The sequence below is a fragment of the Streptomyces griseorubiginosus genome (assembly GCF_036345115.1).
Lineage (GTDB): Bacteria > Actinomycetota > Actinomycetes > Streptomycetales > Streptomycetaceae > Streptomyces > Streptomyces griseorubiginosus_C.
The window spans coordinates 322591-347395 of the sequence record NZ_CP107766.1; the positions used below are offsets into that span (position 1 = coordinate 322591).

Here is a 24805-nt window from a genome sequence, read left to right on the forward strand (position 1 = left end):
CCGAGGCAGTACAACTTCACCAACTGGGTCTTAGGTACGGTGACGATCCGGGCCGCGAGACAGGACCATCAGTTCCTCGACGGACAGGGCTTCAGAAGGTCGGTGGTCCGACGCGCCGCCTCTGACGCGGTCGCCCGGGGGCCGCGGCTTTTGGGTGTGGCCGACCCGGGCGACCGCTGCGGTCAGCTCACCGTGACTTCGCAGCTGCTGCCGTTGAGGGTGAACGATGCCGGTGCGGCCGTGGCTCCGGTGTGTGTGGCCTGGAAGCCGATGCCGACCGAGGCGCCCGGTGCGATCGTGGCGTTGTGGGAGAGGTTTCTGGCCGTGACCTGGCCCGAGGCGGGTGAGAAGTCCGCGTTCCAGCCGGAGGTGATGGCCTGGCCGCCGGGCAGGGTGAAGAGCAGGGACCAGCCGTCGATCGGGGTGGATCCGGTGTTGGTGATGGTGATGTTCGAGGTCAGTCCGTTGTTCCACGCGCTGACCGTGTCGGTGACGCGGCAGGTGGCGGTTCCCGGAGACGGGTCGGAGCTCTGGAACTGCGTGAAGAACTTCCACACCTCTCCCGGCACCCAGGTCCGGCCGCTGTCACCGGGAGCCCCGTCCTGCGGGGCCGCGATGTGGCCCTCGTCGAAGGCGGCCCAGGCGACCGGATGTCCGGCCGAGCAGCCCGCGTAGGTGGTGATCCGGTGTGTCAGGCTGCCCTGGGCGGGCTCGGGCGGGTTCTGGGGAGTGCAGCCGTTGTTCCTGACGAACCTGTCGCGCAGGGTCCGGCCGCCGGAGATGCCGAGGACGTTGTCCCTGAGTCCGTGCACTCCGAGGTAGGCGATGGGCTGGGTGCCGCCGCTGCATCCGCTCAGCTGTCCGCCGCTCTGCACCGCGACCGCGCGGAAGACCGTGGCGCGGGCACATGCGAGGGCGTACGACATGGCGGCGCCGTAGCTGAAGCCGAGCGCGAAGCGCTGGGTGGTGTCGACGCACAGGTCGTTCTCGATCCGGCGGAGCATGTCGTCGACGAAGGTGACGTCCTCGCCGCCGGAGTTGGCCCAGCCGTTGTTGAGGCCTTGTGGCGCGACGAAGACGGCGCTGTTGTTCGCCAGTCGCTGGAGGCCGTAGTAGGCCCAGGTGCCCGTGTCCACCGTGCGGCCCGTGGCGACATCGGTGGAGGTGCCGCCCAGCCAGTGGAATCCGAAGACCAGCCGGTAGGCGTGGTCGCGGTCGTAGCCGTCCGGGAGCTTCAGGATGAAGCTGCGGTTCTTGCCGCCGCTCTGAATCGTGTACGTGCCACTCGTCAGAGTGGGGGCCTTGCCGCAGCCGGTGCTCGCGGCGGCGGGCGTGAGCCGGGTGGTGTCGGCCTGGCCACGGCCCAGTGCCGTGCCGGCCAGGCTCAGGACGAGCAGCACCGCGACCATGGCGGGCCATAACAGGGTTCTTGTCCTCGTCATCGTCCAACTGCCCTTCGGGTGGGGGGTGTCGGGTGGCTCACGCCCGGCTCCACTTCTGGCCGGACTGGCCGTTGCAGGTCCGCAGAAGGAGCGGGGTGCCGTTGGCGGTGCCTGACCCGTCGGTGTCGAGGCACAGGCCCGCGTGGAGGTTGCGGATCGTGCCGTCGGAGCCGACGGTCCATTTCTGGTTGTCCTGGCCGTTGCAGGTCCAGGTGATGACCCGGGTGCCGTCGGCGGTCCCCTGGTTGTAGGCGTCCAGGCACTTGTCGCCGTAGACGCGGATCTCGCCGCCGGCCCAGGTGGTCCACAGCTGGTTGGCGGCGGTGTGGCAGTCCCAGAGCAGCACCGTGGCCCCGGCGGCGGTGGAGGCGTTGTCCACGTCCGCGCAGCGGCCGGAGGCGTTGCCGCGCAGCCGGGAGGTGGTGGACGGCGTCTGGCTGCCGCCGGTCACCCGGAAGGTGGCCACGCCGTGCGCGGGCACGCTCGCCGAGATCTGGCCGGCGGTGCTGGACACGCCGCCGGTCCACAGGTCGGTCAGGGTGAACGGGCCGCCGGACAGACCGACTTGGGCGGCCGTGGTGGTGACCGTCGCCGTGGCGGATCCCCGGTTGAACAGGCCCACGGCGACCGAGCCGTCGGACAGCGGCTTGGCGAGGATCTCGACGCTGCCATCGTCCCGTACCCGGCGTCCGCCGGCGCCCAGCGGGTCCTGGTTCACCGCCAGCAGACGCGGGTTGCGCAGGATCGCGCTCACGTCGGCGGACATGGTGCGGATGTCGTTGCCTGCCATGAGCGGTGCGGCCAGCAGCGCCCACAGGGCGAAGTGTGCGCGGGACTCCGTCAGGGACAGGCCGGGACGGCCCACCACCAGCATGTCGGGGTCGTTCCAGTGGCCGGGGCCGGACTGCGCCGCCAGCGGTGCCGTGATGTCCAGGACGTTGCCGACGCCCATGGGGTAGCTGTTGGTGTTGCCGTTCTGCCAGATGTCGAGCAGGTCCTCGGTCGTCCGCCACAGGTCGGCGACCTCGCCCCAGTTGTAGTCGGCGCCGGTGATGGTGTGGAAGCTGTTGGGGTTGATGCTGTAGACGATCGGCCGTCCGGTGGCCCGCAGGGCGTCGCGCATCAGCGTGAACCGTGCGACCTGTTCGTCGCGGGTGCCGCTGGAGGAGCACCAGTCGTACTTGAGGTAGTCGACGCCCCATGACGCGAACGTGGCGGCGTCCTGAACCTCGTGTCCCCGGCTGCCCGTCGAACCCGGATAGGCGCCGGTGGTCTGGGCACAGGTGCGCTCGCCCGGCACCTGGTAGATGCCGAACTTCAGGCCTTTCGCGTGGATGTAGTCGCCGAGCGCCTTCATCCCGCCGGGGAACTTGGTCGCGTTCGCCCGCAGGTTGCCCGCCGCGTCGCGCTGCGGGTCGAACCAGCAGTCGTCGACCACGACGTACCGGTAGCCGGCGTCCCGCATGCCCGACGACACCATCGCGTCGGCGGCCTGACGGACCTGCGCCTCGGTGATCCCGCACCCGAAGCTGTTCCAACTGTTCCACCCCAGTGGCGGGGTGAGGGCGGGACTGCCGGGGGCGGCGGCCGTAGCGGTCGCGGGGGTGGCGGCCGTTGCGGTTGCGGACGCGGAGACCGTCAAGGACGCCGTGACGGCCAGCGTGGTGGCCGCGAGAATACGGAGCAGTCGTCCGCAAGTCGGTCGGGGCACCGAGCTCTCCTTTCGTGGGCAGACAGGGGATGACCACTGCGCAGGTCCGACCGAAGCCACTCAGCGGACTCTTGTCGGCGGTTCGAAATTTCGAGCCGATTCCGGATGCTCGGCTGTACGGATGCTAGGGATCGCGCTGGACATGTCAACACTGTCCGGGAAGAAGAAGCTCGTCCGACCGCATTCGAACCCTTCAGAATCCGAAATATTTCGATCCCAACAGCGAATCATGCGAGAGGTATTGACGGGATGTGTGGGCCTCCTACCATCCTGGTTGCTCACCGCACCACCGGCGTTCGCACTCTCGAACGAGCAGGATCAGCCCTCCCCCACCGCGCTCCCTCGCAGAGAGAACGACACATGGATATGTCATGCCCTCGCCAATACATGGACCGCCGCCGTGCGCTGACCGCCGCTGTCGGCCTGGCCGGCGGAGCTCTCCTGGCTCCCGCCCGGGGACCGGCCCCCGCGGCCGCGGTGTCGTACACGAACCCGGTCGTCTGGCAGGACTTCGCGGACATCGACGTCATCCGCGTCGGCGGCACCTACTACGCCTCGGCCTCGACCATGCACTACTCACCGGGCGCGCCCGTCCTGCGCTCGTACGACCTCGTGAACTGGGAGATCGCCGGCCACTCGGTACCCGTCCTCGACTTCGGCGCCAAGTACGACCTCAACGGAGCGCGGGGATACGTCAGAGGGATCTGGGCGTCGTCACTGGCCTACCGTCCGAGCAACAGGACGTTCTACTGGCTCGGCCAGATCGACTTCGCCCGGACGTACGTCTACACGGCCACCGCCGCCGAGGGGCCGTGGAGCAGACTGACGACCATCAGCGCGCCGTACTACGACGCCGGGCTGCTCGTGGACACCGACGACACCCTGTACGTGGCCTACGGCAACAGCACGATCAGCGTGGCCCAGCTCTCTCCCGACGGCCGTACCCAGGTCCGCGCCCAGCAGGTGTTCACCACACCGTCGAGTGTCGGCACCCTGGAGGGCTCCCGCTTCTACCGGATCAACGGGCAGTACTACATCTTCCTGACCCGCCCGGCCAACGGGCAGTACGTCCTGAAGTCGTCGGGCGGACCCTTCGGCCCGTACGCCATGCGACAGGTCCTCCTGGACCTGCGCGGGCCGATCCCCGGCGGCGGTGTCCCGCACCAGGGCGGGCTGGTGCAGACGCAGGGCGGCGCCTGGTACTACATGGCCTTCGTGGACGCCTACCCCGGCGGCCGGGTGCCGGTGCTCGCGCCGGTCACCTGGACCTCGGACGGCTGGCCCGTCGTGCAACTGGTCGACGGCGCCTGGGGCGTGTCGTATCCGGCCCCGGCCGTACCCGCTCCACCCCGGCCGGTCACGCCCATGACAGGCGTGGACACCTTCGACCGCGCGGCCCTCGGGCCGAGGTGGGAGTGGAACCACAACCCCGACAACACCAAGTGGTTCGCCGGCAACGGCCTGACCCTGCGGACCGCGACCGTCACCAACGACCTGTACTGGGCCCGCAACACCCTCACGCACCGCATCCAGGGACCCACCTCCACCGCCACCGTCCAGCTGGACCCCTCGGCGATGCGCGACGGCGACCGCGCGGGGCTCGCACTGCTGCGTGACTCCTCCGCGTGGATCGGCCTCAAGCGCGACGGCGGCACGACACGCGTGGTCATGGTCAACGGGCTGACCATGGACGGCAGTTGGAATACGACGGGCACCGGCACCGAAGTCGCGGGCACGCCCGTACCGGCGGGCAGCGTCTGGCTGCGCGCGACCGCGGACATCCGCCCCGGCGCGGCCCGCTCCGGCACCTTCTCCTACAGCACCGACGGCACCCGCTTCACCCGGCTCGGGCCCGCTTTCTCCCTGGGCAACGACTGGCGCTTCTTCATGGGCTACCGGTTCGCCCTCTTCAACCACGCCACCCAGGCGCTCGGCGGCGCGGTCCGCGTCCCGCGGTTCGAGCTGTCGACGCCCTGACCCCGTCCCGTCGATCGCACGGCGCAACCCCCCACTCACCCGCACGAGGAGAACCATGAACCCTCTGAAAAGGCTCGGCCGTCGCCGGGCCTCGGTGTTGTCCCTGCTGGCCGTGGCAGCGCTGGTCACTCCCGGCGCCGCGAGCGCCGCACCCGACGACGTCCGCGCCTCCACGCTGGGCGCCCAGGCAGCCCAGTCCGGACGGTACTTCGGCACCGCCGTGGCCGCCGGACGGCTCGGCGACGGCACGTACACCGGGATCCTGGACCGCGAGTTCAACTCGGTCACGCCCGAGAACGAGATGAAGTGGGACACCGTCGAGCGCTCCCGCGGCTCGTTCACCTTCGGCCCCGGCGACCAGATCGCCAACCGGGCCGCGTCCCGAGGGCAGCGTCTTCGCGGACACACCCTGGTCTGGCACCAGCAACTGCCGTCCTGGGTCAGCTCCATCAGGGACGCCAACACCCTGCGCAGCGTCATGAACAACCACATCACCCAGGTGATGAACCACTACAAGGGCAAGGTCTACGCCTGGGACGTGGTCAACGAGGCCTTCGCCGACGGCGGCAGCGGCCAGATGCGCAGCTCGGTCTTCCGGGACGTGCTGGGCACCGGCTTCATCGAGGAGGCCTTCCGGACCGCACGCTCGGCCGACCCGTCGGCCAAGCTCTGCTACAACGACTACAACATCGAGAACTGGAGCGACGCCAAGACCCAGGGCGTCTACCGCATGGTGCGCGACTTCAAGGCGCGCGGCGTGCCCATCGACTGCGTCGGCCTCCAGTCCCACTTCGGTACGGGCGGACCGCCGGCCGGCTTCCAGACGACGCTGGCGAACTTCGCCGCCCTCGGCGTGGACGTCCAGATCACCGAACTGGACATCGCGCAGGCGCCCGCGACCGCGTACGCGAACACGGTGCGGGCCTGTATGAACGTGGCCCGCTGCACCGGCATCACCGTCTGGGGCATCCGCGACAGCGACTCCTGGCGCAGCGGCGAGAACCCGCTGCTGTTCGACCGGAACGGCAACAAGAAGCCCGCCTACCAGGCGACGCTCACCGCCCTGGGCGGCACCGCCTCGACAGCACGGCAAGCCGACGTCCGGTCGGCCGCGGCACTCCCCTCGTCCTTCCGCTGGAGCTCCAGCGGCCCCCTGGTCTCCCCCAAGTCGGACGCCACCCACACCATCGCCGGGATCAAGGACCCGTCGGTCGTGTACTACAACGGCAAGTACCACGTGTTCGCCAGCACCGCGAACGCCGCCGGGTACAACCTGGTGTACCTGAGCTTCTCCGACTGGTCCCAGGCGGGTTCGGCCACGCACCACTACCTGGACCGCACCGCCATCGGCGCCGGGTACCGGGCCGCACCGCAGGTCTTCTACAACGCCCCGCAACGCCTGTGGTACCTCGTCTACCAGACCGGCAACGCGTCATACTCGACGAACCCCGACATCAGCAACCCCAACGGGTGGAGCGCCCCGAAGAACTTCTACTCGTCGATGCCCGACATCATCCGGCAGAACATCGGCAACGGCTACTGGGTCGACATGTGGGTGATCTGCGACAGCGCCAACTGCTACCTGTTCTCCTCGGACGACAACGGTCATCTCTACCGGTCCCAGACGACCGTCGGGCAATTCCCGAACGGCTTCACCAACACCGTCATCGCGGCCCAGGACTCCAAGTACGCGCTGTTCGAGGCGAGCAACGTGTACAAGGTGCAGGGCAGCAACCAGTACCTGCTCCTCGTCGAGGCGATCGGCTCGGACGGCCGGCGCTACTTCCGTTCCTGGACGTCGAGCAGCCTCGCGGGCGCGTGGTCGCCCCTGGCCGCGTCCGAGAGCAACCCGTTCGCCAAGTCGGGCAACGTCAGCTTTCCCGCCGGTACTTGGAGCCGGGACATCAGTCACGGCGAGATGATCCGCGCGGGTTACGACCAGACGCTCACGATCCCGGCCTGCAAGCTCCAGTACCTGTACCAGGGGAAGGATCCCAACGCCGGCGGTGACTACAACAGCCTGCCCTGGCGCCTGGGACTGCTCACCCAGACCAACTCCACCTGCTGACCGGAGAGGCCTGCACCTGGTGCCGGGCTGCTACGACGGCGAGCGCCGAACGCCCTTGACCTACACGGGCGTTCGGCGCCTCAGGAAGTGAGCGTCCACCACCGGTGGCACCGACGCCTCCCACCCGCCGGACGCCCGCTCAGGTCGACTCCCGCACCACGAGCCGGCACGGCACCGTGTGCACCCCGGGCTCCGGTTCCGCGCCGATGGCGTCCAGGAGTCGCAGGGCGGCCTGTCTGCCGATCTCGCCGAGGTCGGTGTCGATCGTCGTCAGGGGCGGGCGGCTGGCCAGGGCCATGATGTCCCAGTTGTCGTAGCCCACGATGGCCACCTGGCCGGGGACGTCCAGGCCCTTCTCCCGCAGGGTGTCGGCGACTCCCCGGGCGATCTGGTCGTTGCCGCAGAAGAAGGCGTCGGTGTCGGGTGCCGTACGCAGGACGGCCTCGGCGGCGCGGCGCCCCCAGGCCTCGCTCCACTCCCCGAAGTGGACGCGTCCGGTGGCGAGTTGGAGTGAGGCCTCGTCGAGGAGGTCGACCGTGTGGCGGGCGCGGTCGTGGGCGGCCGCGTGGTGTGCCGGGCCGGTGATGTGGGCGATCCGGGTGCGGCCGGTCGCCATGAGGTGCTCGACGGCGAGCCGGGCTCCGCTGCGGTCGTCGGAGACGACGGAGATGTCGTCCGGGTCGGTGGACGGCGAGAGGGCGTACACCGTCGGGATCGGCTCGATCCCCTTCAGGGGCGGGCGGGGGTCGGTGCGGCGGCCGGTCACGATGATGCCGTCGACCCGGCGGTCCATGAGGTTGCTCAGGTGGTGCTGCTCGCGGATCGCGTCGCCGCGGGTGTCGCACAGCAGCACCGAGATCTTCCCGGCGCCGAGCGCGTCCTCGGCCCCGAGCAGGACCGGCGTGCTGAAGCGGCCGATGCCGTCGGTGGTCATCAGCCCGACGGTCCAGCTGCGCCCGGTGTGCAGGCTCTGGGCGTGCTGGTTGGGCCGGAAGTCGAGCGCCGCCACCGCGTCCAGCACCCGCTGCCTGGTCTCGGGCCGCATCCTGCCGCTGCCGCTCAGTGCCTTGGAAGCCGTCCCGACGCTCACACCGGCCAGCTTGGCGACGTCGGCGAGCTTCGCCCGCCCTGTTGGGGGAGAACCTGGAACGGCGGTCACGCGCAACCCTTTTCCTGGACACCATGGACGGCGTTCATCCTGACACCGATCGCCCGCGCTGACCAGCCTGGCTGATGCACCAGTAAATACATGCGCCACACCTCTTGACTCCGGCCTGCCTGGTTCCTACGTTTCCGCCTAGAAAAACGATTGCGCAATCGGGTCGGAGCCGTCGAGCAGTGTCCGGTTCCGGGACGGCATCACACCCCCGGTGCGTCCGCCCACCCGCCTCCCACCTAGCTGTCCGGAGAGCCATGCCCCGCCCACGTTCCACCGTGCCCACGCCCCCGTCCCCGGCCTCGTCCGGACCGGGACGCGGCTCCACGGGTCCGGTCCGCCTCGGTCCGGTCCGCCTCGGTCCGGGCGCCGGGGCCCACGCCGCGCTCGCTCCCGTCGCCGTGGAGCTGCGTGACGGCTTCTGGGACACCCGCCGCCAGGTCAACGCCCGCACCTCCGTCCCGCAGGGCCCCGGCCTGCTGGAGTCGGCGGGCAACCTGCACAACCTGCGCGTGGTGGCGGGCATCGCCGAGGGCGAGTTCAAGGGCGCCTATCCGTTCGTGGACTCGGACGTCTACAAGTGGCTGGAGGCCGCCGCCTGGCAGCTCGGCCAGGGGGAGGACGAGGCGCTCGGCGCGGACGTCGACCGCATCGTCACCCTCGTGACCGCCGCGCAGCAGAGCGACGGCTACCTCAACACGTGGTTCCAGCTCCTCAAGGGCGGTGAACGGTACAAGGACCTGCGCTGGGGTCACGAGCTGTACTGCGCCGGGCATCTGATCCAGGCCGCGGTGGCCCACCACCGGGCCACCGGCAGCGACGAACTCCTGGACGTGGCACGCCGGTTCGCCGACCACGTCGACTCGGTCTTCGGCCTGCCGGACACCGGCAAGCCGATCGACGGCATCGACGGCCACCCCGAGATCGAGACCGCCCTGGTCGAGCTGTACCGGGAGACCGGTGAGCGCCGCTACCTGGACCTGGCCGGCTACTTCGTCGACCGCTTCGGCCACGGCCTGCTCGGCGGCGAGGCGTACTGCCAGGACCGGGTGCCGCTGCGCGAGGCGACCGACGTCGAGGGGCACGCCGTACGCCAGTTGTACCTGCTGGCCGCCGCCACCGACCTGGCCGCCGAGACGGGGGACGAGGAGCTGCGGGCCGCCGCGGAGCGGCTGTGGACGGCGATGACGGCCGCGAAGACCCACCTCACCGGCGGGCTCGGCGCCCACCACGACGAGGAGGACTTCGGCGACCCGTACGAGCTGCCCAACGAGCGGGCCTACTGCGAGACCTGCGCCGCCATCGCCTCCGTCCAGTGGAGCTGGCGCATGGCCCTGCTGACCGGCGAGGCCCGCTACTCCGACCTGATCGAGCGCACCCTGTTCAACGGGTTCCTCGCGGGGGTGTCGCTGGACGGCGAGCGCTGGCTGTACGTCAATCCGCTCCAGGTGCGCGACGGGCACACCGACCCCGGCGGCGACCAGTCGGCGCGCCGCACCCGCTGGTTCAAGTGCGCGTGCTGCCCGCCGAACGTCATGCGGCTGATGGCGTCCCTGGAGCACTACCTCGCCTCCGCCGACGCCGGCGGTCTGCAGATCCACCAGTACGTCTCCGGGCGCTACCCCGGTGACCTCGGCGGGACACCCGTCGCCGTCACCGCCGAGACCGGCTATCCCTGGCAGGGCACGATCGCCCTGACGGTCGAGGAGAGCCCGGCCGACCGGCCCTGGACGCTCTCGCTGCGGGTCCCGCAGTGGTGCCGCGACTTCCAGGTGCGGGTCGGCGGGACGGTGTACGACCGGACGGACGCGCCCGTGACCGACGGCTGGCTGCGGCTGGAGCGGACCTGGACGGCCGGCGACCAGGTCGTGCTCGACCTCGGCATGGAGCCGCGTCTCACCGCCGCCGACCCTCGGGTGGACGCCGTGCGCGGCTGTGTGGCGATCGAGCGCGGGCCGCTCGTCTACTGCCTGGAGCAGGTCGACCACCCGGGCGGCGGTCTCGACGACCTGGTCATCGACACCACCCGCCCGCTCGCCGTGAAGCACCGCCCGGACCTGCTGGGCGGAGTCACCACCGTGGTGGCCGCCGGACATCGCCGCCGGCTCCCCGAGACCGGCTGGTGGCCGTACCGGAGCGCGGAGGACACCGAAGCGCCGACGACGCCCGGCGAGCCGCTCGAACTGACCGCGATCCCCTACTACGCGTGGGCCAACCGCCGGGACGGCAGCATGCGCGTCTGGCTGCCCACCTCCTGAACCCCCCTGCTCCACCCCTCTCCACCACCTGAGCCCCCCTGCTCCACCTCCCCAGCTCCACCCCTCCTCTCCCCCCGCGCTTCCTCTCCGCCGAGCCGAGACAACGAGGTCACCGTGAGAAAGTCCCGCCGTACCCTGATCACCGCCATAGCCGCCATCGGCGCGCTCACCTCCGTCGCGGCCTGCGGCGGCGGGTCCGACTCCGCCTCCTCCGGGTCGGGCAGCACCGGCGGGACGTACACCTTCTGGGACCCGTACCCGCAGTTCGACGCCTCCTCGGCGTGGGGCAAGCTCGTGAGCAAGTGCGGCACGGATGCCGGGGTCACCGTCAAGCGCACGCCCTACGACACCACCGACCTGGGCAACAAGGCGCTGCTCGCCGCCCAGCAGGGCAACGCCCCCGACGTGATGCTCGTGGACAACCCGGTGGTCTCCACGCTGGTGGAGGCGGGCATCCTCAACAAGACGAGCGACCTCGGCCTGGACACGGCGTCGATCCAGAAGAACATCATCGGCGCGGGCACCATCGACGGTGCCTCGTACGGCGTCCCGATCGGCGCGAACACGCTCGCCCTCTACTACAACAAGAACGTGCTGTCCGCGGCGAAGGTCGACCCGGCCTCCATCAAGGACTGGGCGTCGCTGACGGCGGCCCTGAAGAAGGTCAAGGCGGCCGGGAAGAAGGGCATCACCTTCTCCGCCATCAACACCGAGGAGGGCAGCTTCCAGTTCCTGCCGTGGTTCTGGGGCGCCGGCGGTGACCTCACCAAGCTCAACTCGTCGCAGGGCGTCGCCGCGCTGACCCTGTGGAAGGACTGGGTCGACGAGGGCTACGCACCCAAGGACGTCCTCCAGAACACCCAGACGACCAGCTGGCAGGAGTTCGCCACCGGCGAGTACGCGTTCGGCGAGAACGGCACCTGGCAGCTCGGCAACGCCGAGAAGGCCGGCTTCGGCTACGGCGTCCTCAGCATCCCGGCGCGGAACGGCGGTTCGGCGCCCGTGCCGACGGGCGGCGAGTTCGTCACCGTCCCGGTGCAGAAGGACACCACCCGCTACGACGTCAGCAAGAAGATCGTCACCTGTCTCACCAACTCCGCCAACCTGCTGGCCACGGACACCACCCTGGCGTACGTAGCGCCCACCGCGGCCGTGCAGTCCGAGCAGGTCAAGGCGAACCCGGCGCTCAAGCCGTGGGTCGACGCGGTGGCCTCGGCGCGCGGTCGCACCAGCGGCGGCCTCGGCACCAAGTACCCGGTGATCTCCCAGCCGATGTGGACCGCCGTCCAGTCCGCGGTGTCCGGCGGCAAGAGCCCCCAGGACGCGCTCGACACCGCGCAGACGGCCGCCGGCAAGGGCACGAGCTGACGCTCGGCTCCCTCCACAGTGGCCCGCCCCGGCGCGATCGTGCCGTGACAGCCCTCGCCCGGGGCAGGCCACCCGCATCCAGGAGTTCACATGACCACCGCCCGCGTCGGCCCCCAACGGGCCCCGGCCGCCAGGTCCGGGGCGACCGGCACCGCCGAGGAGGCGGAGATCCGCGCGCTGCGCCGTCGCCGCCGCCGCAGGAGCCGGCTGACCGCCCTCGCGTTCCTCGCCCCGCTGGCCGTCTATCTGGCCGCGTTCTACGTCTATCCCCTCTACCGCAACCTCGACCTGAGCCTGCGCGACTACACGGTCCGCTCCTTCGTCGCCGGTGACGCGCCGTTCTCCGGCTGGGACAACTTCCGTACGGTCCTCGACGATCCGACGTTCGGGCCGGCGCTGCGCCACACGATGCTGTTCACCTTCGTGTCGATCGCCTTCCAGTACGTCCTCGGGCTCGCGCTGGCCGTCTTCTTCAACCGGCACTTCCGCCTCGCGGGCACCCTCAGGGCCCTGTTCCTGATCCCTTGGCTGCTCCCGCTGATCGTGTCGGCGTCCACCTGGTCGTGGATGTTCAACAGCGAGTCCGGCGTCATCAACTACACGCTCGGCCTGGCCGGTGCCTCCCCCGTCGACTGGCTCACCTCGCCGGACTGGGCGCTGACCTCGGTCGTGATCGCCAACATCTGGATCGGCATCCCGTTCAACCTGGTCATCCTCTACAGCGGACTGCAGAACATCCCCGCCGAGCTGTACGAGGCCGCCTCCCTGGACGGGGCGAGCGTCTGGCAGCAGTTCCGCCGGATCACCTTCCCGCTCCTGCGCCCGGTCTCGGCGATCACCCTGCTGCTCGGACTCGTCTACACCCTCAAGGTGTTCGACCTGATCTGGATCATGACCAAGGGCGGCCCCGACGACTCCTCCTCCACGCTCGCGACCTGGTCCTACCAGCTCGGCTTCGGCAGCCTGCTGCCCAAGTTCGGCCCCGGCGCGGCGGTCGGCAACATCCTCATCCTGATCGCCCTCGTCTTCGGCCTGCTGTACATCCGTGTCCAGAGGAGGCAGGAAGCGTGAACTCCCGTACCGGCAAGCGCCGTTACACCGTCATCGGGCTCCTGCTCACCGCCGTGATGCTGTTCCCGGTGTACTGGATGATCAACGTGTCGCTCACCCCGCAGCAGGACATGCGCAAGGATCCGCCGGACCTGCTGCCGCTGCACCCCACCTTCGAGGGCTACCGCGCCGTCCTCGACGACCAGATGCCCTACCTGGGCACCAGCCTCCTCATCGGTCTGGGCACGGTCGCGCTCACCCTCCTGCTCGCCGCCCCGGCCGGCTACGCGCTGGCCAAGCTGCGGCCGTGGGGCGGGGGCGCGCTCGGACTCGCCCTGCTGGTCGCCCAGATGATCCCCGGCATCGTCATGGCGATGGGCTTCTACGGCATCTTCCTGGACCTCGGTCTGCTCAACTCCTGGTGGGGGCTGATCATCGCGGACTCCACCATCGCCGTGCCGTTCGGAGTCATGATCTTCACGGCGTTCATGTCCGGCATCCCCGGTGAGCTCATCGCGGCCTCCCGCATCGACGGCGCGGGCACCTTCCGCACCTTCTGGTCGGTCGTGCTCCCGGTCAGCCGCAACGCCCTGGTCACCGTCTCCCTCTTCAGCTTCCTGTGGGCCTGGTCCGACTTCGTCTTCGCCAACACCCTCGACAGCGGCGGCGACCTCAGGCCGATCACCCTCGGCATCTACAAGTACATCGGCAACAACAACCAGGAATGGAACGCGATCATGGCCACCGCCGTCGTCGCGTCCGTCCCCGCGGCGGTGCTGCTGGTACTCGCCCAGCGCTATGTGGCCGCGGGGGTCACCGCGGGCGCGGTCAAGGACTGAGCCCGCCCCCGGGCAGGCCCGCCCCGGCACGTTCCGCCCCCAGGAAGGTCCTTCTCCCCCTCCTCCTCTCCTCAGGAGACCCTTCAATGAGCCGCAGTATCAGACACGCGCGCCTCACGGCCGCCCTCGCCACCACCGCGCTCGCCGCGGCGGGACTCGCCGCCGCCGCTCCGGCGCAGGCGGTCCCGACCTCCTCCACCACCCTGGTGGTCAACGCCAACCAGACCCTGCGCTCCGTCACCCATGTCGCCACCGGCAGCCTCTACGGTCTCGCCAACGACAGCACTCCCACCGACAGCCTGACCAACGCGCTGAAGCCGAACACCTTCGTACAGATGGCCCCGGGCGGCTCACAGCTGCCCAACGGCGAGCCCTCGCCGGCCGGTGACGCGCTCGTCGTGGCCCCCAAGGCGGCCCGCGCCGGCGCCAAGGTGGTCGTCCGGATGCCGGACTGGTACCCCAACTTCCCCTACAAGTGGGTGAGCTGGACCGACTGGCTGTCCGCAGTGGACAAGCAGATCGCCTCGGTGAAGTCCTCCGGCGCCACGAACATCGCCGCCTACGAGCTGTGGAACGAACCGGACTGGACGTGGGACACCACCAACGCGGGCGCCTTCGACGCCGGTTGGGCGCGGACGTACAAGGAGGTCCGGGCGAAGGACGCCACGACGCCGATCCAGGGCCCGAGTTACTCGGCGTGGAACCAGTCGTGGATGACGACCTTCCTCACCGATGCCAAGGCCAGCGGGACCGTCCCCGACGTCATCGCCTGGCACGAGCTCCAGGGCAGCAAGGACATCGCCGCGCATGTCTCGGCGTACCGCGCGCTGGAGTCGAGCCTCGGCATCAGCCCGCGGCCGATCTCCATCGAGGAGTACGCCGAGCCGTCCGAGATGGGCATACCGGGCTCGCTCATCGGCTATGTCGCCAAGTTCGAGCGGGCGGGCGTGCATGACGCCGAGCTCGCCTTCTGGAACCACTACGGCACCCTCGGCGACACCCTCACCGACACCGGCGGATCGCCCAACGGCTCGTACTGGATGTACAAGTGGTACGGCGACATGTCGGGGAACATGGTGGTCACCACTCCCCCGGCGCAGACCGGCATCGACGGCATCGCCTCCCTCAACGGCTCGGGCAACCAGCTCAGCGTGATCGCGGGCGGCTGCGCGGGTTCCTGCGCGGTGACGGTCAACGGCCTGTCCTCGCTGTCCGCGTTCGGCGGTACGGTCCACGTGAAGCTGGAGTACACGCCCAACACCGGCCGTACGACCGCTTCTCCGGGCCCGATCACGATCTCGGACGCCGACTACACGGTCTCGGGCGGCTCGATCACGGTCCCGGTGACGATGAACGCCTCGGACGGCTACCACCTGGTGATCACGCCGAGCGGCACGTCCACGTCACTGGCCGGGCGGTACCAGATCACCAACAAGAACAGCGGTCTCGCGCTGGACACCCTCAACGCGGGGACCGCCCAGGGGACTTCGGTCGTCCAGGCGACCTCCACGACCGGCACGGACCAGAACTGGACGCTGGTGGCCGCCGGTTCGGGGCTCTACAAGATCGTCAACCAGAAGAGCGGGCTGCTGCTCGGCATCACCAACGCGAGCACCGCCTCCGGCGGCACCGCGCTGATCTGGGGTGACAACGGCACGGCCGACCACTTGTGGCAGCTCCTCCCCGCCCGTGACGGTTACTACAAGATCGCCAACTACAACAGCGGACGGCTCCTCGGGGTCGATCAGATGAGTACGGCGTCCGGTGCGCAGGTACTCCAGTGGGACGACAACGGAACCGCCGACCATCTGTGGAGGCTGACCGCGCGCTGAGCCGGTGGGTGTCGGACGTGTGGGTGGGGCACGGTCGCGTGTCCCACCCCGCGTGCTAGCCCTGCAAGGTGACCCGGGCCTGGTCGAAGCGCCGGGCGGCGAGGTCCTCCGGGCGGATGAGCCAGTACAGGACGCCGTCGTCGCCCCAGGTCGTCCTCGCGTCGCTGTCACTGGCGAACTGGGCCAGCAGCACCCAGCGTTCGGCCTCCTGGTCCAGCGGTTCGTCGCCCCACGCGAGCGTGCCGCCGTACGTCGCGTTCGCGATCTCGTACTCCACCGGGCCCTGGACGGGCACGGCGTGACCGCCGATCTGGTGGTCGATCCGGGTGCGCAGCCTTCCGAAGGCGCGGACGAAGGGCCGGAGTTCGGCCGGGGTGTCGCGGGGGTGGGGCCAGGGGCGGGTGTCGCCGAGGAGGGCTCGCCGGGTCTGGGGCAGCCACAGGTCCGGGGCGCTCTGCCGGGTGGCCGCGGCGAGTTCCACGCGCGGGAACCCCGCCAGGGCAGGAGGCGGGTCTGCGGGGAGGACGGGGGTGTTCTCCGGGATGTACAACACCCGTGTTCCGGCCCGGGTTTCGGGATCGTCGACGGAGACGAAGGTGTCCTCGTCCGCCTGACCGTCGAAGTAGAAGAAGAGCAGCGTCCCGTCCCGGGGGAACTCCTCGGCGAGTCCTTCTCGTTGCAGTGCGGCACACCGCACCGAGGCGACGAAGGACAGAGGTCCGTGTCCGGGCCACTCGGGCCAGGCCGTCCCTGCCGGAAGGTCCGGGGCGCCGCCGAGGACGGCCACGATCGGCTCGCCGGCCTCGGCCCGGCGCAGGTGGGCACACGGGCGCAGGAGCGCCGTCCAGCGCTGCGCGAGATCGCGGGGGAGGTGCTCGGCGGCCAGCCGGGAGTACTGCTCATCGGTCATGGCATTCATCTTTCAACGGCCGCAGAGCCACTCCCCCGAACCCGGGCCCCCGGTCACTGGATTACGTAGCCGGTTGCGTGGTTTCACCGACCCTCGACGAGGAGCCGGCTTCGGGTGCGCATGAGTGTCTTGCCGAGCATGTTCTTGCCGTTCCCGGTCCTGCCCCGGCCCCAGTAGTGGTCGGTGGTGGTGTCCTCGACGATCTCTTCGTCACCGGTGGACAGCAGAATCTCGCGGATGTCGGCATGCGTACGGAACTTGGCCGCCACCGCGCGGCGCATCACGTCGTCCTTGACCCGCTCCCAGTCCCTGCGCAGCGGCCTGGACGCATCACGACCCAGTTCCGCCGCACGCAGGGGTGTGCGAGCACGCCGGACGAGATCGGCGTGGCGGGTGCCCGCGAACTTCTGTGCCTGGAAGTAGTGCTCCGACGTGGGCCACCAGGACCCGTCGAGGTCGAAGCCATGAGCGGAGAAGTTGGAGAAGCATCCGTACGGGACCTCGTCGGCGCCGTAGAAGTAGATCGTCATGAGGACCTCACGGGAGTCACTGAAGCTCGCACAGTTTCGGACACACTCCCGTCGCCCGCAATCAGTTTCCGTCGGCCACGCGGATGATCGTGCGGCCGGGAACCCGCTGTCCTGGGGTGAAGGCGGCGGGCGCCTCGGCCAGGGGCCGCACCGCGCCGACCCGTACCCGGAGCCGACCGTCCCGCACACGCTGGGCGAGGTCGGCGAGGCGGGCGCGGTCGGGTTCCACGACGAAGAAGACGGCCCTGCCGTCGTCGGGGCGCACGGTGGGTGGCTGGACGATCGTGACGAGGGTGCCGCCAGGGCGTACGAGGGCGGCCGAACGGTCGAGCACGTCCCCGCCGATGACGTCGAACACGACGTCGACCTGCCCGGTGTCCTCCAACCGGTCGGCCTCCAGGTCGAGGAACGCGTGCGCGCCCAGGTCGAGCACGGTGTCCCGGTCCGCGGCACGGCCCGTGCCGACCACGCGGGCTCCCGCCTCGCGCGCCAACTGGACGGCGAGCGAGCCGACACCGCCGGCCGCGCCGTGGACCAGGACGGTCTGACCGGTGGTGAGACGGGCGTGGTCGAACAGGCCCTGCCAGGCGGTCAGTCCGGAGATCGGCAGGGCAGCGGCCGTCGTGTGATCGATGTCGGCGGGGAGCGGGGCGAGGTTGCGGGCCTCCACGGCGACGTACTCGGCGAGCGAGCCGTCGCGAGTCCAGTCGGCCGGCCCGAAGACCCGCTGGCCGAGGGTGAGGCCGGTCGTGCCGTATCCGAGTTCGGTCACCACCCCGGAGACCTCGTGGCCGGGCACGCTGGGCGTACGGTCGCGGCCCGCGCGGTCGGTCCAGGTCGCGGGCCAGTCGAGTTCTCCTCGGGTGAAGCCCGCGGCGTGCACCCGGAGGATGACGTCGTTCTCGGAGGCGTGGGGGTGGGGAAGGTTTTCGAGGCTCAGGCCGGTGATGCCGGCCTTGCGGTCCCGGACGGTGATGGCTTGCACGAGTGGTCCTTTCCTGGTGTGCCGTGCCGCGAATGTGCCGGTGCTACTGCGGCCACGGGGCGTCGAGAATGCGTTCCACCATGGACGTACGGCGGAATCCGGGGACGAAGTGTTCCAGGACGTCCGCGTTGACGGTTCCGTAGGTGGTTTCAGGGCGGTCTTTCAGGCCGTCGACGAATGCCTGAAGGAATTCCTTCTTGAAATCGCCTCGCGGATGAGCGGTGACGATCTCCTCGGTACGGTCCTTTTCCAGGCCGTCCAGCTCCCAGCCGACCGCGTCGGTGAGCACGCCGTAGTTCGTGGCGGCGACCTCGGGGGCCATCCGGGCCGGGATTCCCGGTGTGGTGTGCAGGGCGATCGCTCTCCAGACCACCTGGGCGGCGCTCGCGGAGAACCCGCGGTCGAGCAGGAATTCCTGCGCGTGGTCGGCACCGTCCAGCTCGAAACGCTGTCGCGTGTCGGAGAACGGGATCATCAGTCCCGTGTCGTGAAACATCGCCGATATGCAGAGCAGCTCGGGATCGGGCCGGAGACCCCTGGCACGCGCGTGGAGGGAACCGAAGAGGAATACCCGCCAGGAGTGGTGGAAGATCAGAGGGTTCGTCCTCTCCCGGAGAAACTCCGTGGCCTCCGCGACGGCCGGGGTATCGGGTATTTCCACGCCTGCGATGATGTCGGTCATGATGCCCGTGCTTTCCGATGCGATGTGTGGTGGACGCACCCTGTGGCCGTCCTCCACGGTGCCGAACGTGCGGTGGGCGGCGCCGCCTCGGTCCGGCCATGAACCACTCGAATCCGGTCATCCCAGGGTGGGCCAGTGAGCTCCGATCCGCACCGGGTGGCGGTCCTCGTCTACGACGGCGTCAAGCTGCTGGACGTCGCCGGTCCCGCCGACGTGTTCGGGGAGGCGAACCTGCTCGGCGCCGACTACCGGATCGCCCTGGTGTCGACGACGGGCGCCGACGTGACGTCCTCGGTCGGCATGCGGATCGCGGTCGATGGCAGCGCCGCCACGCAGCCGGACCCCGACACGTTCCTGGTGCCCGGCGGTGATGTCTATCCCAGGACCGCGATCACGCGCGACCTGGCGCAGGCGGCCGGGGATCTGGCGGCCCGTGCCGGTCGGGTCGCCTCCGTGTGCTCCGGCGCGTTCGTCCTCGCGGCGACCGGTCTGCTGGACGGCAGACGGGCGACCACGCACTGGAAGATCGCCGGCGAACTCGCCGCCCGACACCCGAAGGCACACGTCGACCCCGACGCCATCTACGTGCGCGACGGCACGATCTACACCTCGGCGGGCGTCACCGCGGGCATCGACCTCGCCCTCGCTCTCGTCGAGGAGGACCACGGGCCCGACGTCAGCCGGGAGGTGGCCCGCTCCCTGGTGGTCTACCTGCAACGACCGGGCGGCCAATCACAGTTCTCCGCACCCCTGCAGGGTCCACCGGCCCGCTCGCCCGCCCTGCGCAGGGTCGTCGACCTGGTGACGGCGGACCCCGTCGGCGACTACTCCCTGGCCGAACTCGCCGGACGCCTCAACGTCAGTACGCGCCACCTGACCAGGCTGTTCCGCGAGGAACTCGGCACGACACCGGCCCGGTACGTCGAGTCGATCCGTTTCGACATCGCGAAGTCACTGCTCGACCAGGGGTACACCGCGACACAGGCGGCGTCCATGGCGGGCTTCCCGAGCTACGAGAGCCTGCGCCGCGTGTTCGCACGGGAGTTGTCCCTCACGCCGGCCGGTTACCAGCGCCGGTTCGCGACGACGCGGCGCGTGGAGGGGCCCTAGCGGCCCTCACCTGCTCGTCCTCGGAGTCTTTGCCAGGTGACAACCTCAGCGCGAGGGGCTGGATGCCCTTGATCCGCTTGGATGTCACCAGCGGCTTCGCGCCGTGAAGTCACCACGCAGAGGGGCGCAAGCGCAGTGGACTCGCTCAAAGACGTACTGGCCGCCAACCACTACCCCGGTCGCGGTGTGCTGTGGTGCACCACGGGTGACGGCACTGCGCGCGGCGCGTACTTCCTCACCGGGCGCAGCCCCGCCTCGCAGGCCCGTACCCTGCGCTCCACTCCCGTAGGCGAACTGATCGTCGCGGCGACCGACGTACGCGAGCACGACCGCCTCCGGCACTACGTCGCCGCCCGTCGGACTCCGGGGTGGCTGGTCTTCGGCAACGGAGAGCAGGTCTCGACGGTCGCCGACCGGCTCGACGCCGGGCAGGCTCCGCTCCTGGCCCTTGACGGCCTCGGCTACGAACCCGACCCGCCGATCTTCACCCCGCGTCTGACGGTGGTCGCGGACGGAAACGGCCAAGCCTGGTTCGGCGCCGCCCGACGCAGTGCCGGGGACCGCGCCACCACCAACCGACTCACCCTGCACGTCAGTGAGTTGCCTCCCGGCGAGGGGGTGCTCATGACGACCTACCAGTCCGACGGACAGCACATCACCACCGGCGCCCCCTTCACGGAGATCCGCACCACCGCGGAGAACAGCGACACCCTCCTCGACGAGCTGTGGTCGACACTGCCGCCCCGCCTCCGCATCGCCGCGGCCGTCTTCACACCCGGTGACCTGACAGGCGCCACCATCCGAGAGGCCTCGCGTCCGAGTGGCTGAGCGGCGGCACATCACTGAAGGTCACACAGCGCCTCAGGCGACCGCCGTTCCCTCCAGTTCGATCATTTGGCCCGGGATCGCCAGCCGGGTCACGCCGAGCAGCGTGGTGGTCGGTTTCACGTCGGCCGCGGCCAGGCGGGACGCCAGTACGCCGTAGTGCGGGAGGAGTTGGTCGACGTCGGTGGTGTAGATGGCGAGGCGGACGAGGTGCGCGAGGGTCATGGCGGCCCTGTTCAGCACGGACTCCAAGTTGTCGAGGCTGAGGGCCAGTTGGGCGGCCATGTCGCCGTCGTGCTGCGGTTTGCCTTCGCTGTCCATCGCGGTCTGGCCGGAGCAGTACAGGGTCCGCGTGTGGCCGGAGACGAGCTCTGCCTGGTTGAAGCCCAGCCCCAGGGACCACGTCACCGGATTGATGGCCGTTCGTTCGAGTGTCACTGCTGCATCAACTCCCTGCGGATTGCCGTGAGTTCCGTTGTCGTGGGGAGCCTGCCAAGGAAACGTGACACCCTTGGTCAGGTATTCGCATAAGGTCCGCGTATGCGTGCCGATCGGCTGGTCTCGCTCGTGCTGTTGCTGCGTCAGCGCGGTCGGATGACCGCGGGCGCGCTGGCCCGCGAGCTCGAGGTGTCCACCCGTACCGTGCTGCGGGACATCGAGGCGCTGTCCGCGGCCGGGGTCCCGGTCTACGCCGAACGCGGTCGGCATGGCGGGTTCGCGCTGCTGCCCGGTTTCCGTACCGAGCTCACCGGCCTGAACCAGGACGAGGCCCTTGCCCTGTTGACCGCCGGATCCGGGCGGGGCGATCAGGTGTTCGGACTCGGTTCGGCGCTGGCCTCCGCCATGCGCAAGGTCGTCGACGCGCTGCCCGAGACCCATCAGGCCGCCGCGAGCGCCGCCGCGCGGCGCTTCCTCGTCGAGCCGGACACCGACCTGCTCTCGCGCCGGCCGGTCGCCGAGGAGGTGTCCGGTACGGCGATGATCGAGATCCGGCGCGCCGTGCTGGCCGGTCACCGACTGCGCATCCACTACGCGGCCACGGGCCAGGCGCCTCAGTGGCGCACGGTGGATCCGATCGGACTGGTCACCGTGCGCGACCGGGGGTACCTGCTGGCCACGCGGGCCGGCGCGGACCGCACCTACCGGCTGTCGCGGGTCCTGGCCGCCGAGGAACTTCCCGAGCCGGCGCAGCGACCGGACGCGGTTGACCTGGACCGGGTCTGGCGGGAACGCTGCGCCCGGTTTCTGTCCGACGGCCACATCGTCGTACTGGTACGGGTGAATCCCGCGCGGCGGGAGGAGCTGCTGAGCACCGTGGTAGCCCTCCGCGCCGCGGAACCCGACTCGGACGGCTGGCTGCGGCTGACGGTGACGTTCCAGGATCTGCGCCACGCCGAGTGGGCGCTGTGGCAGCTGGGCACGGACGCGGAGGCGCTGGCCCCGGCAGCGTTGCGGACCGCCCTGCGTGACCGCGCCGCCGCGATCGCCAGGCGCTACGCGGCGTCGTGAGCTGCACATCCTGTCGTGGTGCAGCGCTGTCTGTCAGGCGTTGGCCCCAGGACTCGGCTTCACGGTCTTCATCGTGAAATGGGAGGTGACGTTCTTGATCCGGGGAATGGTCATCACCCGGCCGCTCAGGAACGCCTCGTACGCCGGCAGGTCGGCGACGGCCACGCGCACGAAGTAGTCGGGGCTCCCGAACAGGCGCCGTAGCTCCAGGACCTCGTCCGCCCGTGCCAGCGTCTCCTCGAAGCGCTGGACCGTCTCCGCGTCCTGCGCCTCGAGGCTGAGGTCGATCAGGACCTCGAAGGAGCGGCCCACCGAGGCGGGGTCGATCACGGCCCGGTAGCCCTGGATGACCCCGTCGGCCTCCAGGCGCTGCACCCGCCGCAGGCACGGCCCCGCGGTCAGGCCGACGCGCTGGGCCAGCTCCACGTTGGTCAGCCGCCCGTCCCGCTCCAGCTCGGCAATGATTGCTCTGTCGATCGCGTCCACGAAAGAATATTGCGCCATAGAGAACCCACTGAGCAATATTCGCAACCACATGTCTCGGCTTCTGCGCGACGATGGATCCGTGCGACACGACGTGTTCCCCCGCCCGGCCGCTACGGCCCCGGCCGCTCCCGCCCTCAGGTCCCGCATCGCCCTCGGCGTGCGCGACTCCTTCTCCGCGGGCCTCGGCATCTTCCCGCTCGGCATCGCGCTGGGCCTGCTGATCGTCCAGGCCGGGCTGCCCTGGTGGCTGGCCCCGGCCCTCTCCCTGGCCGCGTTCGCCGGTTCCCTGGAACTGCTGCTCGTGGGCATGACGGCCACCGCCACACCGCTCGCCGCGGTCGCTCTGACCGTGCTCGTGGTCAACTTCCGGCATGTCTTCTACGCCTTCTCGTTCCCGCTCCACCTGGTCAGGCACCCGGTGGCCAAGGCCTACGCCGTCTACGCGATGATCGACGAGGCGTACGCCGTCAACGCCTCGCTGCCGGAGCACGAGCGGTCGGCGCCCCGGCTGCTGGCGCTGCAGATCGCCTGTGAGACGTACTGGGTCGGCGGCGGGCTGGTGGGCGTCGCCCTGGGTGCGGCCATGCCCGCCCCGGTCAAAGGCCTGGAGTTCGCCCTGTGCGCCCTGTTCACGGTGCTCACCCTGGACGCCTTCCGCTCGCGCGCGGAGCTGCCGTCACTGCTGCTCGCGGCCGCGAGTGCGACCGTCGCCCTCGTCCTGACGCCGGGCATGGCGATGTTCACGGCGCTCCTGGTGTTCGTCGCCCTGCTCCTGGTCCGCCACCTCGCGACGGCACGGAGGAGCGCCGATGCCTAGCACCTCGTACCTGATCGCCGTCCTGGCGATCGTCTTCGGCATCACGCTCGCCCTGCGCGCCCTCCCCTTCGCGGTGCTCGGCCGGCTGCGCGGCTCGGAGATCGTGCGCCGCCTCGCCCGGTGGATGCCCGTCGGGATCCTCGGCATCCTCGCCGTGACCGCACTGCACGGCACGGTCACGACCGACCCGGGCGGCACCTGGTACGCGCTGCTCGCCGTCGCCGTCACGATCGGCGTCCACCTGACGTTCGGCCGTCGCACCATCCTGAGTGTGGGCGTCGGCACGGCCCTGTACGTCGTCCTGCTCAATGCCCTCTGAACACCCTGGGGAGAACGTCCCGTTGACCACCGACAGCTACTTCGAAGCGATCGACGACCACCGTTACAAGCCCACCCGGCACGCGGGAGGTGCCTGGGATCCCGACGAGCAGCACTTCAGTCCGCTGGGCGGTCTGGTCGTCCACGCCCTCGAACGCCACCGGGCCGCGCGGCCGGACGACACTCTGGTGCTCTCCCGGATCAGCTACGACATCCTCGGCCGCCTCGCCCTCGACGAGTGCCACGTCGAGGTGGAGACGATCCGGCCGGGCCGGACCATCGAGCTGCTCGAGGCGGTCGTACGGATCGAGGACCGCCCGGTGGTCCGGGCGCGCGCCTGGTATCTGGCGGCGCACGACACCACCGCCGTGGCGGCGGCCCCGACGACCGGCTCCCGCCGCCGGAGTCCCTCGGGTCCTGGCGGTTGTCCGACACCTGGCCCGGCGGCTACATCGCCTCCCTCGACGTACGCCCCGTCGCACCGCCCCGACCTGGTCGTACGGCCGCCTGGATCTCGACGCCTCTCGACCTGGTCGCCGGCCGGCCCAGTGGCCCTGTCGCCTCCTACCTCGCCCTCGTCGACACGGCCAACGGCATCGCCGTACGGCAGCCGCCCGGGAAGTGGATGTTCCCCAATGTCGACCTCACCGTCCACCTGCACCGCCAACCACGCGGGCCCTGGACGGGGCTGGACACCACGGTCACCTTCGGCCCCTCCGGACAGGGCCTCACCAGCACGGTCCTGCACGACCTGGACGGTCCGGTCGGACACGCCCAGCAGATCCTCACGGTCCGGCGGCTGCCGGGAGCGTGAGGTCGACGGCGGCGTCCCGGACACGCTCGGCTGCGATCCCGCCTGACGAAGGCAGGAGGGGCCGCTCTGGAGTCCCCCCCCCAGCCTCACCGGCCCGCCCCTCGTCGGTACGGTCGTC

21 protein-coding genes and 1 pseudogene are annotated in these 24805 nt (G+C 70.1%); 13 read left to right on the forward strand and 9 right to left on the reverse strand.

Annotated features, from left to right (window positions below):
• Window positions 1-182 precede the first annotated feature (182 nt).
• Entirely contained in the window at window positions 183-1442 is a 1260-nt protein-coding gene (locus tag OHN19_RS01535; protein ID WP_330262323.1) for a cellulose binding domain-containing protein, read from the reverse strand.
• A gap of 37 nt (window positions 1443-1479) precedes the next feature.
• Window positions 1480-3153 (reverse strand): glycoside hydrolase family 27 protein, encoded by a 1674-nt coding sequence (locus OHN19_RS01540; RefSeq protein ID WP_330262324.1) that lies wholly within the window; start codon window positions 3151-3153, stop codon window positions 1480-1482.
• Between the two features lie 387 nt (window positions 3154-3540).
• On the opposite strand from OHN19_RS01540, the gene OHN19_RS01545 reads away from it, so the two are divergent.
• Together OHN19_RS01545 and OHN19_RS01550 are read left to right on the forward strand one after the other, a co-directional pair.
• The gene (locus OHN19_RS01545; RefSeq protein WP_330262325.1) at window positions 3541-5130 is read left to right on the forward strand and encodes a glycoside hydrolase 43 family protein; all 1590 of its coding nucleotides are present in this window, start codon (window positions 3541-3543) and stop codon (window positions 5128-5130) included.
• 55 nt (window positions 5131-5185) lie between these two features.
• Window positions 5186-7198: a non-reducing end alpha-L-arabinofuranosidase family hydrolase gene (locus OHN19_RS01550; RefSeq protein ID WP_330262326.1), complete on the forward strand. Its 2013-nt coding sequence runs from the start codon at window positions 5186-5188 to the stop codon at window positions 7196-7198.
• Window positions 7199-7337: 139 nt separating this feature from the next.
• Here the strand turns inward: OHN19_RS01550 and OHN19_RS01555 are convergent, their stop codons facing one another.
• The gene (locus OHN19_RS01555; RefSeq protein WP_330262327.1) at window positions 7338-8357 is read right to left on the reverse strand and encodes a LacI family DNA-binding transcriptional regulator; all 1020 of its coding nucleotides are present in this window, start codon (window positions 8355-8357) and stop codon (window positions 7338-7340) included.
• Between the two features lie 254 nt (window positions 8358-8611).
• Between OHN19_RS01555 and OHN19_RS01560 the strand changes: the two genes are divergently transcribed.
• From OHN19_RS01560 to OHN19_RS01580, 5 genes are all read left to right on the forward strand, one after another.
• Entirely contained in the window at window positions 8612-10612 is a 2001-nt protein-coding gene (locus OHN19_RS01560) for a glycoside hydrolase family 127 protein (protein WP_330262328.1), read from the forward strand.
• Between the two features lie 114 nt (window positions 10613-10726).
• Complete coding sequence (locus OHN19_RS01565) at window positions 10727-11980, forward strand: sugar ABC transporter substrate-binding protein (RefSeq protein ID WP_330262329.1); 1254 nt, start codon at window positions 10727-10729, stop codon at window positions 11978-11980.
• Window positions 11981-12070: 90 nt separating this feature from the next.
• Window positions 12071-13051 (forward strand): sugar ABC transporter permease, encoded by a 981-nt coding sequence (locus tag OHN19_RS01570; RefSeq protein ID WP_330262330.1) that lies wholly within the window; start codon window positions 12071-12073, stop codon window positions 13049-13051.
• On the forward strand, window positions 13048-13869 hold the full coding sequence (locus OHN19_RS01575) for a carbohydrate ABC transporter permease (RefSeq protein WP_330262331.1): 822 nt from the start codon (window positions 13048-13050) through the stop codon (window positions 13867-13869). Before OHN19_RS01570 ends, OHN19_RS01575 begins: the two co-directional genes overlap by 4 nt.
• An 86-nt stretch (window positions 13870-13955) precedes the next feature.
• A complete protein-coding gene (locus OHN19_RS01580; protein ID WP_330262332.1) occupies window positions 13956-15701 on the forward strand; it encodes an RICIN domain-containing protein in 1746 nt (581 codons plus the stop codon).
• Between the two features lie 55 nt (window positions 15702-15756).
• Here OHN19_RS01580 and OHN19_RS01585 read toward each other — a convergent pair whose 3' ends face one another.
• The 4 genes from OHN19_RS01585 to OHN19_RS01600 form a co-directional block, all read right to left on the reverse strand.
• Window positions 15757-16611, reverse strand: coding sequence for a YwqG family protein (locus OHN19_RS01585; protein WP_330262333.1), 855 nt, complete (start codon window positions 16609-16611; stop codon window positions 15757-15759).
• Between the two features lie 83 nt (window positions 16612-16694).
• Window positions 16695-17141: an NADAR family protein gene (locus OHN19_RS01590; protein WP_330262334.1), complete on the reverse strand. Its 447-nt coding sequence runs from the start codon at window positions 17139-17141 to the stop codon at window positions 16695-16697.
• A gap of 61 nt (window positions 17142-17202) precedes the next feature.
• Entirely contained in the window at window positions 17203-18126 is a 924-nt protein-coding gene (locus OHN19_RS01595; RefSeq protein WP_330262335.1) for an NADP-dependent oxidoreductase, read from the reverse strand.
• 43 nt (window positions 18127-18169) lie between these two features.
• Complete coding sequence (locus OHN19_RS01600) at window positions 18170-18808, reverse strand: HD domain-containing protein (RefSeq protein ID WP_330262336.1); 639 nt, start codon at window positions 18806-18808, stop codon at window positions 18170-18172.
• Window positions 18809-18943: 135 nt separating this feature from the next.
• Between OHN19_RS01600 and OHN19_RS01605 the strand changes: the two genes are divergently transcribed.
• Both OHN19_RS01605 and OHN19_RS01610 read left to right on the forward strand, forming a co-directional pair.
• Entirely contained in the window at window positions 18944-19918 is a 975-nt protein-coding gene (locus tag OHN19_RS01605) for a GlxA family transcriptional regulator (protein WP_330262337.1), read from the forward strand.
• Between the two features lie 135 nt (window positions 19919-20053).
• Entirely contained in the window at window positions 20054-20746 is a 693-nt protein-coding gene (locus OHN19_RS01610; protein ID WP_330262338.1) for an IMP cyclohydrolase, read from the forward strand.
• A 33-nt stretch (window positions 20747-20779) separates the two neighbouring features.
• On the opposite strand, the gene OHN19_RS01615 is transcribed toward OHN19_RS01610, so the two are convergent.
• Complete coding sequence (locus tag OHN19_RS01615) at window positions 20780-21181, reverse strand: RidA family protein (protein ID WP_330262339.1); 402 nt, start codon at window positions 21179-21181, stop codon at window positions 20780-20782.
• 102 nt (window positions 21182-21283) lie between these two features.
• Here OHN19_RS01615 and OHN19_RS01620 point away from each other — a divergent pair, with 102 nt between their 5' ends.
• On the forward strand, window positions 21284-22252 hold the full coding sequence (locus OHN19_RS01620) for a helix-turn-helix transcriptional regulator (RefSeq protein ID WP_330262340.1): 969 nt from the start codon (window positions 21284-21286) through the stop codon (window positions 22250-22252).
• A 33-nt stretch (window positions 22253-22285) separates the two neighbouring features.
• Here OHN19_RS01620 and OHN19_RS01625 read toward each other — a convergent pair whose 3' ends face one another.
• Window positions 22286-22738, reverse strand: coding sequence for an Lrp/AsnC family transcriptional regulator (locus OHN19_RS01625; protein WP_330262341.1), 453 nt, complete (start codon window positions 22736-22738; stop codon window positions 22286-22288).
• Window positions 22739-22817: 79 nt separating this feature from the next.
• On the opposite strand from OHN19_RS01625, the gene OHN19_RS01630 reads away from it, so the two are divergent.
• The 3 genes and pseudogenes from OHN19_RS01630 to OHN19_RS01640 all read left to right on the forward strand — a co-directional run bounded on the left by OHN19_RS01630 (window position 22818) and on the right by OHN19_RS01640 (window position 24687).
• Entirely contained in the window at window positions 22818-23555 is a 738-nt protein-coding gene (locus OHN19_RS01630) for an AzlC family ABC transporter permease (RefSeq protein WP_330262342.1), read from the forward strand.
• Complete coding sequence (locus OHN19_RS01635; protein ID WP_330262343.1) at window positions 23548-23874, forward strand: branched-chain amino acid transporter permease; 327 nt, start codon at window positions 23548-23550, stop codon at window positions 23872-23874. The genes OHN19_RS01630 and OHN19_RS01635 overlap by 8 nt, the downstream gene beginning before the upstream one ends.
• Window positions 23864-24687, forward strand: a pseudogene (locus tag OHN19_RS01640) (thioesterase family protein). The gene OHN19_RS01635 and the pseudogene OHN19_RS01640 overlap by 11 nt, the downstream one beginning before the upstream one ends.
• Window positions 24688-24805 lie beyond the last annotated feature (118 nt).